Annotated in this window: 17 protein-coding genes; 5 read left to right on the top strand and 12 right to left on the bottom strand. The window is 57.2% G+C overall.

Going from position 1 to position 16,452, the window contains the following annotated elements:
* Positions 1-59: 59 nt before the first annotated feature.
* Both JI62_RS14045 and JI62_RS14050 read right to left on the bottom strand, forming a co-directional pair.
* The gene (locus JI62_RS14045; RefSeq protein ID WP_088700746.1) at positions 60-1,292 is read right to left on the bottom strand and encodes a sensor histidine kinase; all 1,233 of its coding nucleotides are present in this window, start codon (positions 1,290-1,292) and stop codon (positions 60-62) included.
* Entirely contained in the window at positions 1,292-1,996 is a 705-nt protein-coding gene (locus JI62_RS14050; RefSeq protein ID WP_088700747.1) for a response regulator transcription factor, read from the bottom strand. The genes JI62_RS14045 and JI62_RS14050 overlap by 1 nt, the downstream gene beginning before the upstream one ends.
* A 381-nt stretch (positions 1,997-2,377) precedes the next feature.
* Here JI62_RS14050 and JI62_RS14060 point away from each other — a divergent pair, with 381 nt between their 5' ends.
* Positions 2,378-4,219, top strand: coding sequence for a DUF3413 domain-containing protein (locus tag JI62_RS14060; RefSeq protein WP_088700749.1), 1,842 nt, complete (start codon positions 2,378-2,380; stop codon positions 4,217-4,219).
* A 128-nt stretch (positions 4,220-4,347) separates the two neighbouring features.
* On the opposite strand, the gene JI62_RS14065 is transcribed toward JI62_RS14060, so the two are convergent.
* The 3 genes from JI62_RS14065 to JI62_RS22490 are packed head-to-tail and all read right to left on the bottom strand — an operon-like array spanning position 4,348 to position 6,497.
* Positions 4,348-5,484, bottom strand: coding sequence for an MFS transporter (locus JI62_RS14065; protein WP_088700750.1), 1,137 nt, complete (start codon positions 5,482-5,484; stop codon positions 4,348-4,350).
* Positions 5,477-6,229: a DeoR/GlpR family DNA-binding transcription regulator gene (locus JI62_RS14070; protein WP_170938557.1), complete on the bottom strand. Its 753-nt coding sequence runs from the start codon at positions 6,227-6,229 to the stop codon at positions 5,477-5,479. The genes JI62_RS14065 and JI62_RS14070 overlap by 8 nt, the downstream gene beginning before the upstream one ends.
* Before the next feature lie 58 nt (positions 6,230-6,287).
* Positions 6,288-6,497: a molybdopterin cofactor-binding domain-containing protein gene (locus JI62_RS22490; protein WP_141101330.1), complete on the bottom strand. Its 210-nt coding sequence runs from the start codon at positions 6,495-6,497 to the stop codon at positions 6,288-6,290.
* A gap of 373 nt (positions 6,498-6,870) precedes the next feature.
* Between JI62_RS22490 and JI62_RS22755 the strand changes: the two genes are divergently transcribed.
* Together JI62_RS22755 and JI62_RS14080 are read left to right on the top strand one after the other, a co-directional pair.
* A complete protein-coding gene (locus tag JI62_RS22755; RefSeq protein ID WP_240513285.1) occupies positions 6,871-7,239 on the top strand; it encodes an AraC family transcriptional regulator in 369 nt (122 codons plus the stop codon).
* Positions 7,149-7,952, top strand: coding sequence for a LysR substrate-binding domain-containing protein (locus JI62_RS14080; RefSeq protein ID WP_088700752.1), 804 nt, complete (start codon positions 7,149-7,151; stop codon positions 7,950-7,952). Before JI62_RS22755 ends, JI62_RS14080 begins: the two co-directional genes overlap by 91 nt.
* A 134-nt stretch (positions 7,953-8,086) precedes the next feature.
* Here JI62_RS14080 and JI62_RS14085 read toward each other — a convergent pair whose 3' ends face one another.
* The 4 genes from JI62_RS14085 to JI62_RS14100 form a co-directional block, all read right to left on the bottom strand.
* Entirely contained in the window at positions 8,087-9,235 is a 1,149-nt protein-coding gene (locus JI62_RS14085; protein WP_088700753.1) for an MFS transporter, read from the bottom strand.
* A complete protein-coding gene (locus tag JI62_RS14090) occupies positions 9,232-9,759 on the bottom strand; it encodes a TetR/AcrR family transcriptional regulator (protein WP_088700754.1) in 528 nt (175 codons plus the stop codon). Before JI62_RS14090 ends, JI62_RS14085 begins: the two co-directional genes overlap by 4 nt.
* A 67-nt stretch (positions 9,760-9,826) precedes the next feature.
* Positions 9,827-10,570, bottom strand: coding sequence for an SDR family oxidoreductase (locus tag JI62_RS14095; RefSeq protein WP_088700755.1), 744 nt, complete (start codon positions 10,568-10,570; stop codon positions 9,827-9,829).
* A gap of 370 nt (positions 10,571-10,940) precedes the next feature.
* The gene (locus JI62_RS14100) at positions 10,941-11,333 is read right to left on the bottom strand and encodes a RidA family protein (protein ID WP_022519639.1); all 393 of its coding nucleotides are present in this window, start codon (positions 11,331-11,333) and stop codon (positions 10,941-10,943) included.
* 139 nt (positions 11,334-11,472) lie between these two features.
* Between JI62_RS14100 and JI62_RS14105 the strand changes: the two genes are divergently transcribed.
* A complete protein-coding gene (locus JI62_RS14105; RefSeq protein WP_088700756.1) occupies positions 11,473-12,411 on the top strand; it encodes a LysR family transcriptional regulator in 939 nt (312 codons plus the stop codon).
* Positions 12,412-12,455: 44 nt separating this feature from the next.
* Here JI62_RS14105 and JI62_RS14110 read toward each other — a convergent pair whose 3' ends face one another.
* Genes JI62_RS14110 through JI62_RS14120 form a run of 3 tightly spaced genes read right to left on the bottom strand, consistent with a single transcriptional unit; the run spans position 12,456 to position 15,661 of the window.
* Positions 12,456-14,531 carry an FUSC family protein gene (locus tag JI62_RS14110; protein WP_088700757.1) on the bottom strand — a complete coding sequence of 692 codons (2,076 nt, stop codon included), beginning with the start codon at positions 14,529-14,531 and terminating at the stop codon, positions 12,456-12,458.
* Positions 14,532-14,534: 3 nt separating this feature from the next.
* A complete protein-coding gene (locus tag JI62_RS14115; RefSeq protein ID WP_088700758.1) occupies positions 14,535-15,419 on the bottom strand; it encodes an efflux RND transporter periplasmic adaptor subunit in 885 nt (294 codons plus the stop codon).
* 23 nt (positions 15,420-15,442) lie between these two features.
* Positions 15,443-15,661: a DUF1656 domain-containing protein gene (locus JI62_RS14120; RefSeq protein WP_088700759.1), complete on the bottom strand. Its 219-nt coding sequence runs from the start codon at positions 15,659-15,661 to the stop codon at positions 15,443-15,445.
* A gap of 265 nt (positions 15,662-15,926) precedes the next feature.
* On the opposite strand from JI62_RS14120, the gene JI62_RS14125 reads away from it, so the two are divergent.
* Entirely contained in the window at positions 15,927-16,376 is a 450-nt protein-coding gene (locus tag JI62_RS14125) for an Rrf2 family transcriptional regulator (protein ID WP_088700760.1), read from the top strand.
* The last annotated feature ends 76 nt before the right edge of the window (positions 16,377-16,452 follow it).

A 16,452-nucleotide genomic window follows, 5' to 3' on the forward strand; every position in this document is an offset into this window, starting at 1 on the left:
GTCAGAGCTGACTCCATTGAACCGCCATTTGAAAATGGTACTGACCTAGTCTTTTTGGATCACCACGAAAGACGGGCGACTACACGCTTCTCATCAGCGAGTAGCGAAAACGACCAGCCATTGCGCTCACACAGCCGTTGCACGATACCCAGACCAAGACCATACCCTTGAGACGGCGGTGCCTCAGTCGGCGTGTGCCGATTATCAGCGTCACTGCTCACCTGATTGGTGACTAAGAGCTCATGCTCTTTAACACGAATCGTGATCGGCCCATGCGCGTGGAGCGTATGTTCGAACGCATTTCGCACCAGATTATTGACCGCAATAGAAAAAGCCTGTGGATGTCCGTTGACCCTGGGTTTTGCGAGTTCGTCGATATCAACATCGATGAGTTTGCGGGTCAGCAGGTAGCGCTGCTGATCTATCGCTTTGCTCACCAGCGGCATCACTAAAAACTGCTCGTCATACAATCCGTCGTCGGTTTCGCGAGCGAGGCACAAGAACATTTCAATCGTGGTTTTCATATCGAGCGTAGCGCGCCTCACTCGATCTACCACCTTCACATCGGCCGCTGACAAATCACTTTGTTCAAGCAGCTCAAGTGCGCCTGTTATGACCGTGATCGGCGTCCGTAACTCATGACTGGCTGAACTGGTAAAGAATCGCTCCCTTTCAACAAATGCGCTGATACGCTCTAGAGTTTTCTCTATGGTTCTGGCGAGCACGCCAACCTCATCATCGCCGAAACGGCTGGAATCTATGCGTTTATGATCTTCGGCCGTTAGTTGTTCCGGGTCGATGTCTGCGACCGCTTTGGCGAGTTGCGCCACAGGGGCGACGGCTTTGCGCATAACAACCACGCCCAGCCCGAAACCAAGAGTAGCGAGCGCACCCACGGCACCGGTGATAAAGAGCAGCCACCACCAATCCTCTGACGATGCAGCTTCAATCCCGGTAACATCGAACACCACAAAGCCGTGTTGCTGTTCATCGCCAGTAGCTACTACCGCGACATGCAGTTCTATATTCTCGAATTCGTACAAGCCCTCATCGGGATTGGTTTGTGCCCATTCCCTCAATGATTCAGGCAAGCTACCGATTTCATCGTACCCGCGAAGGTTCATCGGCATAGAGGGGTAGCTCTCTGCGGCACGCTGCAACTGATGCTGGAGCACCCGGTCTTCGGTAAACCTGATCGCAGCGAAGAAGGCGAACCCCCAGGCCACGCTCAATACAGCAACGCACACTGCAAATGCAATGGCGACACGCGTGCGTAAACTGTGCCGGTACATTACTGAGCATCCTCTGCAATTCGGTACCCGATGCGATGCACGGTATGAATTAACGGGCTATCAAACGGCCTATCGATAGCCTGGCGCAGCTTGTATAAGTGGGAACGAAGCGCATCGCCATCGGGACGCTCGTCAGCCCACAACAACGTTTCGAGATCATCGCGAGCCACAACAGACGGCGCCTCTTCCATCAATCGTTGCAGTAGTCTCATGCCGGTAGGGGTGAGATCGATGCGCTGCCCCGCACGATGCACTTGCAGCGTGGACCTATTCATAGTCAGATCACCAACCGTTAACAGGTTGTCGGTTTTTCCGTGGCTACGTTTGTACAGCGCCTGCAGTCGCGCATGTAGTTCTTGCAGTGCGAATGGCTTGACCAAATAGTCATCGGCTCCCGCCTCGAACCCCTTAAGTTTATCGTCAAGGGTGTCTCTCGCCGTTAGCATGAGCACAGGCGTTTCTACTTTGGCATCAGCTCGCAGCTTCTTGCAGAAACTTAGGCCATCCATCCCTGGAAGCATCAGATCCAGAACGATAGCGTCGAACGGATTTGTCAGTGCCAAGTACATCGCGCTTATACCGTCGAAGGCAAAATCCACAACATAGCTATGCTTTTCAAGATACTCAGCAATGTTCTCGCAAATGTCGCGGTTGTCTTCGACAATCAACACTCTAACCGGTGCCGCTCCAAGCACGTTTCCCATCAGCTGATCTCCCTTTTCAGGCATAACCCAGTTGCAGACCCATTAGTGACTCGGCCTCGCTGTCTGGATGAAACTCTGGGAGGTTAGCAAAGCCGATGTGACTAAAACGTCGCTGAAATGTGAAAGCGACAATCTACTGATACTAGCAAATGCGAATAGGACGGTATCGGCTTCTTCTACAGCTTTTCTGACCTTTTAATCGGGCTCCAGCTCTCGCATGGGACGGGGCTGCCCGGTAATGCGTCTTTCAGAAGTCTTAGCGGGGGATCGGAACGATCAAGAAGTATTGCGTAAGTTTTCAGTAAGTGAGCGGCTGTGACAGTCAACACGCTTTCCATCCAACGTTGACTGAAGGGCCTCTGATCTTTGAAGAATTCGCGCATGCTCTATCGACTCCTGCACCGGTGGCGCTGGCTTGGCGCCTGGACACTGGCCAACCTGCTGCTTACCTGGATGATCTCGCTGCGTTATGTCGGCTATATCCAGCCCGAGGGGGCCGAGCAGTGGGGCTACCTGCTGATGGTTTTCCTCGGCCATCTCTCGCTGCTGGTATGGCTGGGAGCTTTGCCGATGTTCCTGCTGGCCACGCTGTTGCGCGGCATCGGGCTATGGCTGATGACCACCCTGTGGGCGAGTGGCCTGCAGCTGTTGCTGCTGCTTGATACCTTCGTCTACGCTCAGTATCGCTTCCACCTGAGCGGCTTTATCCTCGACCTGCTGCTCAACGCCGGGGGAGATGTGTTCAGCTTCTCATGGGTCGCCTGGGCACTAACCGTCGGTGGCGTGCTGGGTATGTTGGCGGTGCAGGGAGGTCTCGGGCTGCTGTTCAGGCGACGTCCACCTTCACGGCCGGTGGGCGCAATGCTGGTAGTGAGCTTGTTGGCCCTGCTGGGGGTGCACGGTTGGCATGCCTGGGCGGATGCCCACTACGACCGCGATATCACCGGCATGACGCGTCATGTGCCGGTCTTCTATCCGGCCACTGCCAAGCGCTTCTTCGCCAAACAGGGGTGGGTCGACCCCCAGGCGGTGCGCGATCGGGTGGATCTCAAGGCGACGGAGGGAAAGGCGCAGGGCCTGGTCTACCCCTCCGCGCCGCTGAGCTGCTCGCCATCGGTGTCTTCCGACAACCTGCTGCTGGTGCTGGTAGATGCCCTGCGTCACGACATGCTCACTCCTGAAGTGATGCCGAATCTTTACCGGTACGCCAGTCAACCCGGTTGGTTCAGGGCGCGTGAGCATATCAGTGGTGGTAACTCCACCAAGGCAGGCGTCTTCAGCCTCTTCTATGGCCTGCCAGTCACCTACTGGGATGCATTTACTGCCAGCCAGACGCCCCCGGTGCTGATGGAGCAATTCGAGGCTGCCGATTACCGCTTTCAGGTTCTCTCTTCGGCGACACTGGTGAGCCCTGCCTTTGACCGTAACGTTTTTGCCGGTCTCAAGGATGTCTCGCTGAAGCCAGCAAAGGGCGAGCCCTGGGAACGCGACCAGCAGATCACCGATGATTGGCTAGCCTGGATGGACAAAGAAGAGGCAAGGTCAGATGAGCGGCCGTTTTTTGGTTTCCTGTTCTATGACGCCGTGCATGGCTACAGCCATCCGCCAGACTTTCCGCGGTTCACGCCCTATTGGGAACATATCAACCACATGAGCCTGGGGCCTGGCTTTGATCCCGAACCTTACTGGAACCGCTATCGCACGGCAGCACGCTATGTGGATCAGCAATTGGGACGCGTACTCGATGACCTGGAGCGCCGTGGGCGGCTTGAGGATACTGCGATAGTGATTACTGCCGACCACGGAGAGTCCTTCAACGAACATGGCAAGAACTACTGGGGACATGGCAGCAACTACACGCCGGAGCAGGTTCAGGTTCCGCTGGTGATGCATTTGCCGGGACTATCCGGTGGGGCGCTGGAGCGGCGAACGCACCACGCCGATATCGCCCCGACGCTGCTCGAGGAACTGCTCGACTGTGAATCGGCTCCTCAACACTACACCCTGGGGCAAAGCCTGTTGGACGCCGACCCCCATCGCGACTGGATGCTTTCGGGCAGCTACATGGGTTATGGCATCCTGATGCCCGACTACCAGGTGGCCGTGCATCCCACTGGGGCCTTCGAGGTCTATGACTACCGCATGAACGAACTCGACGATATCAAGCTTGAGGCCCGGGTGTCGAACGAGGTACTCAGGGCGCTGTCGAGGTTCTATCGCTAAGACACCAAGGATGGTGCATTGCAGGCTTTCATGATCTTCTCCCGCGAGCTTGGTATTGATTCCTTGAAAGAGGGTTGTTGGCCGTATTTGCGCTTAATAGCAAACTAGCGCTTGTAGGAAAGCATCTACTAGAAGCGCTCAAGAGATGGCGCAATGAATACGATGAACAGCGCCAGAAAGCCAAGTATCCCGAAGGCATAGTGCAGAGTGACAAAGTGGGCGGTAAAGCCAATCAACGGCGGCCCGAGAAGCATGCCGCCATAGCCCAAGGTCGCCACACTGGCGATAGCAACGCCGGGGGGTGTGTCGGGATCGTTCGCTGCCCGCGAAAAGGCCAAGGGCATGATGAGTGCGTAGCCGATACCGAGGAAGAAAAAGCCAAGCAGCGCTGCCATGAAATTGGCGGGAAGCACGGCAAGCAGTACGCCAAGGGCGGCCGAACACCCGGCGAAGCGTGCAGCGGTCGCCGGGCCTAACCGGGAAATTACGCCGCCCCCGATCAAACGCATGATGACCATTGCCAGCGAGAATACCGCGTAGCCTATGGCTCCCTGGGCTGTGGTCGCCGAGGTGACGGTGACCAGAAACAGAGCACTCCAATCGGCAATGGCGCCTTCGCCCAGAGAGGCGCAAAGGGCGATGATGCCGACCCAAAGTAGCACCCCATGGGGTAACGGAAAGCGCTTCGCACCCGCCGCGCGCGGCCTCGTTTCAGACTGCCAGCCGATGCTCCCCAGCAAAATCGTGCTTACGTACATTGTGATGCCGATGAGCGAAAAGTGCGTAAGCAGCGACAGATCCAGGCTGACTGCCATATAGCCCGCAGCGGCGCCGACTCCCGCCCCCAAACTCCACATGGCGTGAAACGATGACATGACCGGCTTTGCGATGAAACGCTCCGCCTCGCCGGCCCAACTGTTCATGGTGACATCCATGGCACCATGGCCGGCACCGAAGAGAAAAAGCGCAGCAGCCGTCAACCAGAGATTGAAAGCGCAAGCGATCATCACTAAGGCAAGGGTATAGGCGACCGCAATGGCGAGTGTCGCGCGCGCGGCGCCGAAAGTATCCGACGCTCTACCAGCCAGCGGAAACGAAATCAGAGCGCCGGAAGCAAGCACGAGCAGCAGTAGGCCGAGCCAGCCGCCATCCAGGTTGTGGTGCTCCGCCACCGTGGGAATGCGTGAAGCCCAGGTACCGAACAGGCCACCGTTGAGGAAGAACATGGCGGCGACAGCGAGCCAGACGCGTCGAGGACTAGGCATGCACAACCTCCATGGCTGAGCTACCAAACTCCTTCACTTCTACCGCCTCTGCATCAGTGATCAGGCAATCAATATCTTCGATAGCGACTGCTCTATGCCGTGCGCGTCGTCCAATTTTCTCACGAGAGGCCAGCACCAGGGTGCTCTTCGCCGCCCGGGACATGGCGTGTTTGAGGTACGCCTCCTGCAGGTCGTCAGCGCTGAGTCCAAATTCGGCATCCAGACCGCAGGCGCCGAGTATGGCGATATCCGCATAGAGGTTGGCAGCGGCAAGTAGCGCAGTATCACCGACATTGACCCCGCCGCGCACGCCCAACTGCCCTCCCAGCATAAAGACCTCGACGCCATTTTTTTGGCAGGCCACCGCGACCCAAGGGGAGGGCGTCATTACCAGCAGCCCCGGTTTGGGCTGTAGTCTCTCGGCGAGCGCGAGTACCGTGGCGCCGCCATCAAGCAGTAGGGTATCGGCGTGGTTAATGAAGTTCGAAGCCCGGGCGGCAATGGCATCAATGGCCTGTGACGGGGCCTCAACCCGATACTGCAAGGGAGGTGAAGCTGGCGCAGTCGCAACCGCGCCGCCTCGAACCCGTTGTGCTTTGCCTTGCTGTTCAAGTGCAATGATGTCTCGGCGAATGGTGTCCAGCGACACTTCGAACTCAACCGCAAGGTCTTGCGCGATCAGTTGTTCGCCGTTGGCAAGTCTGGCCAATAACTGCTGCTGCCGGGTTTCGGGAACGTTAAGCATGATGCCTCCTGTGCAATTTTTTGCATTAAAATGCAATATTGTGCGTTTTTTAGCATTTTTATGCATGGAGTGCTAGATAATCAAGTAGCGTGTCGATGAACGGGATCCTGTCGTCGTCGGAGAGCTGATTCGGCATGCCGGCAGTAATGCGCGACCAATCGGCGCCCAGCTCTTCGGCGAGAATCTGGGCCTGGCCCGTGTGTGTGCCCTGGCCCATTTCGCTCGTGGGTAGCAGGAAGGTCACTTGGACGCTAGTGTCGATGCGGATGTAAGCGTGCGAAAGGCGGGGATCCTCTCTCTTTCTGGTTTAATGGCATTTGCCTACTTTATCGCGCACAGCTCGAACAGTTTTTTTCCTGTTCTCAACCACGGTGAAGCGGCCATGCTTTATTGCTTCATTTTTCTCTATATTAGTGCCGCAGGCCCAGGCGCTTGGAGCTTTGATGCTTCGCGAGCGCAAACTCGGGTGGGGTGAGACCGCTGTTTGAAACCATTCCCTCATGCCATCCCTTCATAATAAGTTCCAACTGAAATGCGGGAGGAAACCTATGAACTCGCTCAAACAGGCTGTCCGGGCTTATACCAGCCGCTACGCCGACAACCGTGGTATGGCGATAACCCCGGTGCCGGGTTTACGAATGATGTGCCTCAAGGCGCCATCCGGCGACCTGCATTCGGTGTACAGGCCGCTGATATGCCTGGTTCTGCAGGGGGCGAAGCGCTTGATAGTGGGGAATGAGGAACGGGTTTTTTCTAGCGGGCAGTCCGTCCTCGTTAGTGCTGACATGCCGGTCACCGGACGGGTCGTGCAAGCAAGCCAGAGCGAGCCCTATCTGGCGATCGCTGTCGAACTGGAGGTGGCGCTGTTACGGGAGCTCACCGCCCATATCGATACCCCCGCCCGCAGCGCACTTCAGAGATGCCTACGCTATTCGCCGTCGACACCGAAGCCGCACTGCTCGATTGCGCATCACGGCTGCTGCACCGAACCACACGTAGCGTCTCACTGACCGAGAGTGGCGAGCAGTTGCTCTTGCGGCTGAGCCCGCTATTGAGTGACTTGGAAGCGATCCTGGAGGATGCTTCCAGCGCCGAAGGAAAGATCATGGGACGGTTGCGTATCAATGGCAGCGAAGGGGCCGTGCGGCTGTTGCTGCAAACCGTAGTACCGCGTTTTCTCGCCCTTCATGATGGCGTTGAGCTTGATCTCGTGGCAGAGGGGCGACTTGTCGATATTGTCGGGCAGGGGTTTGATGCGGGCGTAAGACTCAGAGAGGCGGTTCCTCAGGATATGATCGCCATCCCCGTGGGGCATGAACTGCGTTTTCTTGCCGTTGCCTCCCCTGACTACCTGCACGGCCGAACGGCACCAAAGACGCCGGATGATCTAGCCTCTCACCAATGCATACGGCAAAGACTGCCGAGCGGCAAACTCTACCGCTGGGAGTTTCAGCAGCACGGCCAGGACATGGCGGTTGATGTGCCCGGTGCGCTGACCTTGGACAGTAGCCAACTGATGGTGGAAGCGGCCGCCGATGGTTTAGGCATCGCCTACGTGCCAGAGTCATATGCACACGCCTATTTGGACGATGGGAGGCTGGTCACCGTGCTAGAAGAGTGGTGTCCCCGCATCCCTGGGCTGTTTCTATACTACCCCAACAATCGGCATGTGCCGCCCAGCCTGCGGGCTTTTATCGACCTGCTGCGAGAGTTGCGAGCTTAGTCTCTATTAGCGCAATCCACCTTGAATAAGCGCAGCGAACGTCTGGGCCGCTTCAGCTTCGCTGCAATTACCACGCACCATTGCCGCTGTATGGACAATAACCCCGCTATCAGGTGACTTACCTCTTGTGCTGACTAGATGGCTTTTGGGGCAGGCTTGGGTATGGCGCTGCCGGCCCTTGCCAGACCCGCGGTCAAGGCAAGGCATGCGAAGCCCAGCACGGCATAGTCGGGGGGCAGCCGATCCATCAAAAAGCCAAAGAGTGGGGCGCCAGCCGTCTGGCCGATTGCGATGGTCAGGAAGCCGATCATTAGACCTGTGGCGGGCCGGTCGGGCAATGCCGTGACGCCCCATACCAGATAGACACCTGTCACCATGATGTAAGCCGCGCCGAACAGCATGCCGCCGACAATTGCCAGTAGGGGAGTGGTGGCGCTGGTACCAACCAAAATAATGCCTGCTGCCAATACGCCCAGAAAGAGCCAATGCACCCGGTCGATCCCGAAGCGCGTCACTAACGTGCCTGCGCCGGCGCCCATAATACCGGCGGTGCCGATAGCGATCCAAAGCAGCCCGGCGCCGGTATTGCCCCAGCCAAGCTGCAGCGCGACGAGTTTGCCGCCAAAAGACCAAATAGCGGTGCTGGACGCGCCCATCAAAAAAGCAGCGGCGATCAAGCGCATAATAACGCTGTTAAAGGGGGGCAAGCCGCCCGAGACCTGGGTCGCCTTGGTGCCGCTGGGTACGCTGAGCGCGGCAACTACCGCCATCACAAAAGCGGCCACTGCAAAACACGCGAACGCTAATCGCCATTGACCTCCCATCAGTAACGCGACCGGCCCTGAAAGCACCACACCGGCACTCGTTCCGGCATTAATGATCGTGTTGGTGGCACTTTGCCGATCACGTCGCACGGCAGTGGCCACCGCTGCCGCCATGGGCGGAGAGGCCAGCCCGGTGCTTGAGCCAGCCAGCATGACCGCGCTGGCGAGCAATAGTGGGGAGGGCGCCGTGGCGATGCCTGCCATGCCGACTGCCGCGACCAGTGCCGCCCCAATGGCGACGGCGCGGGCGCCGATCCGTTCGGTTAGGTACGCTGACAAAATGATGGCGAGACAGTAGCCCAGAAAAGACCCGCCCGATATGAAGCCACTCAAGGTGGGCGTGAGAGCAAGGTCAGTGTCGATCTGGGGCAGAAAGAGCCCGAAGGCGAAACGTGCAAAACCATAGCACACTGCGATTAGGCCGAACCCCGCCGCACCAAGGTACACGCTGGGGCTCATGATCGTGCCTGCTGGAGCAGTGCTGATGCGGCTTTGTGTGCCGAGACTACCGCCTCCGGGCCACGGTAAATAGCGGCCGCGGTGGCGCCTTCGTACAGGATAAGGATTTGCTCGGCGAGTTCCGGCATCGCCTGGCCATCGGTTTCTATCGCGACAATGTCCTGGATCTTGTCATAAAGCCTTGCCTTGTGAGCCAGTACGGCCTCAGTGATTGCCGGTATGTCTCCGCCGGTTTCGCCGTAGGCACGCAGAAAAAGGCATCCTCTTGCGCTCTCGCTCCTTATCCACTCTTCCAGCGCGTCGAAGAGTGCATCAACGCTGCCCACTTCAATGTGTGGCTGGAACCGTCGATGGCGCTCTTTAAGCACCTCCGTTATTAGCGCCGTTTTACTACCCGCATGCTTGTAGAGCGTTCGGCTCGACATGCCAGCCGCCTTGATTAGCTTGTCCATCCCGGTAGCGGTAAAACCGTGCCGGTCGAAAAGCTGCTCTGCTGCTGAAATAAGCTTTGTTTTGGTATCCATGCGAGTAGTGTAAAACGATCATTTTACATCGTCAATTGTTACCTACTCGTACTGAAATACGAAGAACTCACATCTTGTTGAGCATCTCCACCGCTTCATCGAAGTGGCCGTCACGCTCCGCCCAGCGCAGGAAGTTGACGTTTTCCACGAGAATTTCCTTGGGTGTGGGGTTTTGTTGGAACAGCGTCATGACTTCGTCGATAAAGTCATCGAGCGGCATATAGCCTTCGCGGGTCGACTGGCCGGGTGTCAGTTCCGTCTGCACGGCGGGGGGCGCCAGCTCAATGAGTTCGACCTTGCCCTTGAGTTGTTCGCGGAGCGAAATCGTATAGGAGTGAATGGCCGCCTTGGTGGCGTTGTAGGTGGGCGTGCCGCTTAACGGTACAAACGCCAACCCGGAGGATACGTTCACGATCGTCGCGTCTGGCTGGCTTACCAAGTGATCGGTCAGTGCGTTGGTCAGCCGGATAGGCCCTAGCAGATTGGTGACGACCGTCTGTTCGGCATCAATGAGGTCATGGGTACTGGTCAAGTCCTCGCGGCGCATGATGCCCGCATTGTTGATCAGCACGTTGAGGTTGGGGTGCTCCGCGACGACGCGATTCGCAAAGGCGGCGATGTCTTCTGAATCCTCGACATCAATGACCATCGCGTGCATGTTCTGCTGACCGGCAATGCTTTCCTCCAGCGTTTCCATGCGCCGTCCAGCGACGATGACGGTGTTGCCCAGCGCGTTAAAGCGTAGAGCAAGCTCACGGCCAATGCCGGAGCCACCGCCGGTGATGAGAATGGTGTTTCCTGATGTTTTCACTGTTATACACTCCGCCTATCATTAGGATTCAATGCCATCAATATCGATAGTCGCGCTGCTCGAACCGCTTCGTTGGTGAGGCCCCTGAACGGCTGCGCTTACCTTTACTTTTTAACAATTCCACGGCGGCAGGGCTTGCCAACCCTTGCGCAAAACTTGCCTGATCCTGCAGGGGCGGGTGAATACCTTCAGCATCTTGCTAACGTTGAGTTGAAAGGCGGGAGAAAATCAGACGAATCCACTCAAATAGGCCACCCGGACGTATGCCAAGCGCAGCTAAACAGGCTGCGCTGTCAGAAAACTATCGAGGCAGCCAGTAACCATGCAGCGATGTCCCTGCGAATAGGCGCTTGTGCCACATGGCACTTGATTACTCGGGTAGTCTGGCAATGACCTTGATTTCAAAATCGAAACCCGCCAGCCATGTCACGCCGACCGCCGTCCAGTTTGGGTAGGGTTTTTCTGGAAACGCACGCGCCTTGGCTTCCAGCCAGATAGGGAATTGGGCCTCCGGGTCAGTATGAAAGCTCGTCACATCGACGATATCGTCAAAGCTTGCGCCCGCTGCTTCCAGTACTCTTTGTAGGTTGTCGAAAGCAAGCTGCACCTGAGCAGCAAAATCTGGCTCGGGGGAGCCGTCTTCACGACTGCCGACTTGGCCCGAGACAAACAGAAAATCGCCCGAGCGAACGGCGGCGGAATAGGTATTCTGGTCATAAAGTGCCTGGCGGCCCGAGGGGAAAACAGCGTCACGCTTAGCCATGTGAATCTCCATCAGTAGGTCAAAACCGACCCGTTGTTTACGATGAAGTCACTTTAGCCCTCCATTTTTGGTGGATAAACGGCGAATTCTGTTCAACATTGTTTGTAGTTTTCAAACAATCACAAGGACTGGTATAGCCATGGATCGCTTTAACGCCATGCAGGCATTTGCCCGGGTAGTGGAAACGGGCAGCTTTACCAAAGCAGCTGAAACACTGCACATGAGCAAAACCAGCGTGACGCAACTGGTGCAACAATTAGAGGCAAGGCTGCGGGTAAAGCTGCTCAACCGCACCACGCGTAAGGTTAACGTCACGGCTGACGGTGCTGCCTATTACGAGCGCGTTATAAAGCTATTAGCCGATATGGATGATGCTGAAACGAGCCTGTCCAACGCCTCGGTGTTGCCTCGCGGCCGACTAAGGGTGGACGTGCCCAGCCCGTTCGCGCGGATGATCTTGATACCAGCGTTGCCTGCTTTCCACGCTCAATACCCCGATATTCAAATCGATATGGGGGCGAGTGATCGCATGGTGGATCTGATAGGTGAAAGCGTGGATTGTGTGGTGCGTGGCGGAGAACTCACGGATTTGTCGTTAGTGGCGCGCCGCGTAGGCGACCTGAAAATCGGTATTTACGCAGCGCCGAGCTATCTGGAAAGTGCTGGTTTGCCTTCGCACCCGCAAGAACTCTCAGCTCCGCCTCACTACATTGTAGGGCTCCGATGGGCCCGTGCCGGGGTGAATTCTCCCTACGCCATGTACCTCAACGGAGAGCGCGTCACCGTACAAGGGCGCTATGTGATTTCGGTTGATGACGGTAATGCTGGTCTTGCAGCAGGCATAGCGGGGCTCGGCGTAGTTTGGCTTCCTGACTACATGGCCAGTGAGCACGTATCTCGCGGGGAGCTGGTTCGCCTATTTGATGGCTGGCATCTCGACCCAATGCCGATGTACGTCGCTTTCCCACCGAATCGGCACGTAAGCGCCAAGCTGCGCGTGTTTATCGATTGGATCGTAGAGTTGATGGCTCAGCATGCGCCCATGGTGGATCGACGGGAGCAACCGCGATACAAGTAACTAGTTCACTCGCGCTTTACTCTGGTAATTCCATGAGAGGACACTTATTTTTTTAGCACGGGAGCGCTCGTGGCTTTAGGCATAGACTTAATCTGTGGCCGCTCCGCCATAATGCGTGCAAGGCGCTCTAGGGCTAGTTCGAGCCGCTCAATCAAGCCTTCCAGCAGTACCCGGCGGTCGGCGGGGACATCGCCATAGGCCATAATCGCTTCGTCCAGCTGTTTACCTGCTTCACGAATCCCTTGGGGTGGCCGCCCGTTGGCGCTCTCTTCAAACCCGCTAGCTAGCGTGCCTAGTAGGTGGCGATGCGCCTCGCGGATGCGCGGGTGAGGTGCATCATCAAGCCGATCACGCAGGCGTAGGGTAGCGGTGCCAACATCCAGCCCGGTCAGGCCTAGAATAAATAGGTGGCGCTGGTCTTCAGGCAGCATGTCGTCATGCTGCGCCAGTTGCAGCAGTCGATCCGCCATGTGGCCGCTGAAGCGGGTTTCGGCGTCGCGAATCGAGCGCTGGCTTAGCTCATGGATATCGGTGGAAATCGCCTTGATTAAACGCCGCCGCCGAAGTCGAGTACCCAGCCCCGGCAGCAGGCGAAAGCCCATGACCACACAGCTTAGCCCGATTACTACGGCCACCACCCGGTTGGCAAAACTATCGAACGAGAAGTCCATGCCGTTGCCGGGCATGGTGAGCAGAATATTGAAAATGGTAAATGCCAGGCAGTAACCCATGGTCGCCGGGTTAGTGGCGCCCAGCAGGCCTAAAAACAGCGGCGTGCCAAACAGCATGGCCAGCATCGGGAAGCCATTGGCCTGGGAGAGCAGCACATGGCCGAACAGAAAAGCACTGGGAATCGCCGCCAGCATACCCTTATAAAACATCATGGTAATGGCGATGGGATTGTCGCGGCTGGCGAAAAAGGCGGAAAACAGTGTGCCCAGCATCATCGCGATCATGGCGCTCTGCCAGGCGGTGACGATCCAGAAAGTCGCCAGTAGCGAAAATACTAGCCCTGAGCGAATGGCGTTAATACCGGCGGCGAGGTGATCGCGGTGCCAGGCCAGTGGTGATGAGCGCAGTTTATGGCTCTCCGGGGAGGCAATCGCTTCCCGGGCATCAAGCATGATCATGGCGTGGCCGATCGATTCACGTAGCCCCAACCGCAGACGCCGATCGAGGGGTGCTAAGCTGTTCTCTTCTTCGCTTTCATGAACCCGGTGGCGTAGCGACTGGAGGGCTTTTCTGGCCTCAACGACCCCTTTGACGTGTTCGGCATCGCGAAAGCCTTTTGCGATCTTGCCCGCGAGTTCGATACTTTGCGGAGCTAGCCGGTCAGCGTGGTCGTGCATCAGTTGATGCAGCGCCTGCAGATTGGCGAAAAAGCGCAGCGTGCGGCGGGTGAGTACATGGGCTGCCCGAACTCGGCCGGGGCCTACCGGGCCTTCAAATCGGGCGGCCTGGCTGTCGGTTTCCAGCAGTGTTAATGGCACGAGGCTGCTGCGCAGGGCTTTCTGCATCGCCGGAATATCGTCGCTGGCTTCTAAGCGCAGGGCGGCATGCTCGAAGGCTTCGTTGATCACGCTGTCGGCCTGAGTGGCCAGGTGGGTGCCCACATGGGATGGCCAGAGCAGCGAGCTGACCAGCATGGCGCAGATGGCGCCCAGCCCGAGCTCGGTAAGGCGCGCCACGGCGATATCGAAAATCCCAGCGGGCGAACTGCCGCTGGAGATGACCACGATCAGCATGGCCGTTACGGAGGCCATCAGGCAGCCGTAGGTGTAATTATTACGCCACAGCGAGCCCACGTAGGTGCATAGCATAATCCAAGCGGTCAGCACGATAAGCGCAGGTACGCGGGCCTGGGCAAATAGGGCCATGATCGCGATGCCCGCAACGGCACCAATAAAGGTGCCGACAAGCTGGCAGATGCCTTTCTCTACCACCATGCCACTCATGGGGCGGATCTGTAGAAACGCCGCCGACATCAGCGCCCAGTAGGGGCGCTCCAAGTCGAACATCAACGCGATATAGAGAGCGAGCATCATTGCCAGGGTGGTCTTGATGGCAAACTTAACCGCCGTGGCGTTGGGCGTCAGATAGGTGCTAACAAACGGCGACATGGGTTACTCAGGCTGATCGGCAGCGTTTTCGGCAGGGCGGACACGCACGGTTGCTGTCATGCCGACGCTCAGTAGGGTGTCATCAGGGACGTCTTCCAGTGAAATGTGCACCGGAATACGCTGAGCCAGGCGCACCCAGCTAAAGGTGGGCTCCACTTGCGGTAGCAACTGCTGGTTAAGGGTTGTGTTGCTATCGGCAATGCCTCGGCCAATACCCGCCACTCGGCCCTCCAGATGGGTGTCGCCGTTCATCAGAATCACATCCACCGGATCGCCCACGTTGATCGACGTCATTTTGGTCTCTTCGAAGTAACCCACGACATAGAAGGAGTTATCCGCGATCAGCGCCATCACCGGCGTGCCCCGATTAGCGTAAGTGCCAGCGGTAAGATGGACATTGAGGATATGGCCGCTGACCGGCGCGGTTATTTGAGTGCGGGCTAAATCAAGCTGGGCGCTGGCCAGCTCCGCCTGAGCCTGCTGTAAATCAGCGGCGGCAATGCGCGAGTTGATCTGGGCAATCTGCTGGTTTTCTACGCTAATCGCACGATTGTTACTCAACTGGTTACGTCGACCCTCCTCGGCGCGGCTTAGCTCCAGAGTCGCTTGGCGATGGTCAACGGTGGCCTGGGCGCTGTCCACCGCCGCTTGGTAACGCGTGTTATCGATCTCAAACAGCGTATCGCCTTGGGCGACATAATCAGTATCCGCCACTTCAAGCGTACGTACCCAGCCGGAGACATCGGGGGCAATCGTCACCACTTCCGCATGAACCCGAGCGTCGCGAGTCCAGGGGGTATAGAGGTAGTAGTGCCATAGCCATGCACCGGCGGCAACGGCAATGGCGACAATAACGAGGGTGAGCAAAATACGGAGCGAAGGGCGCATCGGGGTTTCTCTCAAGGGCTGTCTTAAGGGCTTTGAAGCAAAACAGTAAAAATGAACGTGGTGGCAGCGGTGAGGATGACAAACAATGAAATGTCGAACCACGCCTCGTACCAGAGCGCGTACTCGCCGACCACCCAGTGCAGTAGTGAACGAATGGTCAGCGTAGCCACAAAGCCGATCAGCGCGTAGATCAACAGAGGGCTTAAGTAGATGCCACCGACAGCAATTTCTTGAACACCCATAACATCCTTAAGTGGCCTGTAAGTAACGGCAATGTAAGGCGCTAAATGGGGCTAATGACGTGCCAGACATTTATCCCCTGCTAGTGAAAGTGACTCAGCACCAGTATAGAGAGCGAGAGCATAGTTTGCCTTATAACGGCGAACGAGGTGTAGGTGCGTGTGCGGTGGCCCTGGTGGGGTTCATTCCCAGCCTTATTCGCGGGTGTGCTAAAGTGCAGCTTCGTCGTTTTCCTTTGTTTATCCGCTGAATAGTTGACTGTTGCCCGTGAGAACAGATAGCCGCCTCTCTCGTATGCTGCATGTGCTGCTGCACATCGCGCGGGAATCCCAACCGATTACCTCAGAGCAGATTAGTGCCATGCTGGGCACCAATGCTGCCGTGGTGCGGCGCACTATGGCGGGCCTTCGTAAGGCGGGCTATGTAAAGTCTGAAAAGGGCCACAACGGTGGCTGGCGCATCGCCTGCGATTTGCACAGCGTAACGCTGCTGGATATACACAACGCCGTAGGCGGGCCGCGCATTTTCGCCATCGGCACCGACCGTGATAACCCTGAGTGCGCGGTAGAGCAGGTGGTTAATGCGGCGCTTTTTGACGCTATGCGCGAAGCGGAAGCGCTACTGATCGCCCGTTTGGGAGCGATCACGCTGTCGGAACTAGCCACTCAGTTTGACGAAATTGCCACCCGTAAAGGCTACCAACTGCCGACGCCTTAATACTTCACCACCTACCCGATTAACGTTAATCGGCATTCTCAACATTGCCATTGACCTCTGTGTATCTTTTAATGTA

This window comes from Halomonas campaniensis (assembly GCF_002211105.1).
Lineage (GTDB): Bacteria > Pseudomonadota > Gammaproteobacteria > Pseudomonadales > Halomonadaceae > Vreelandella > Vreelandella campaniensis_A.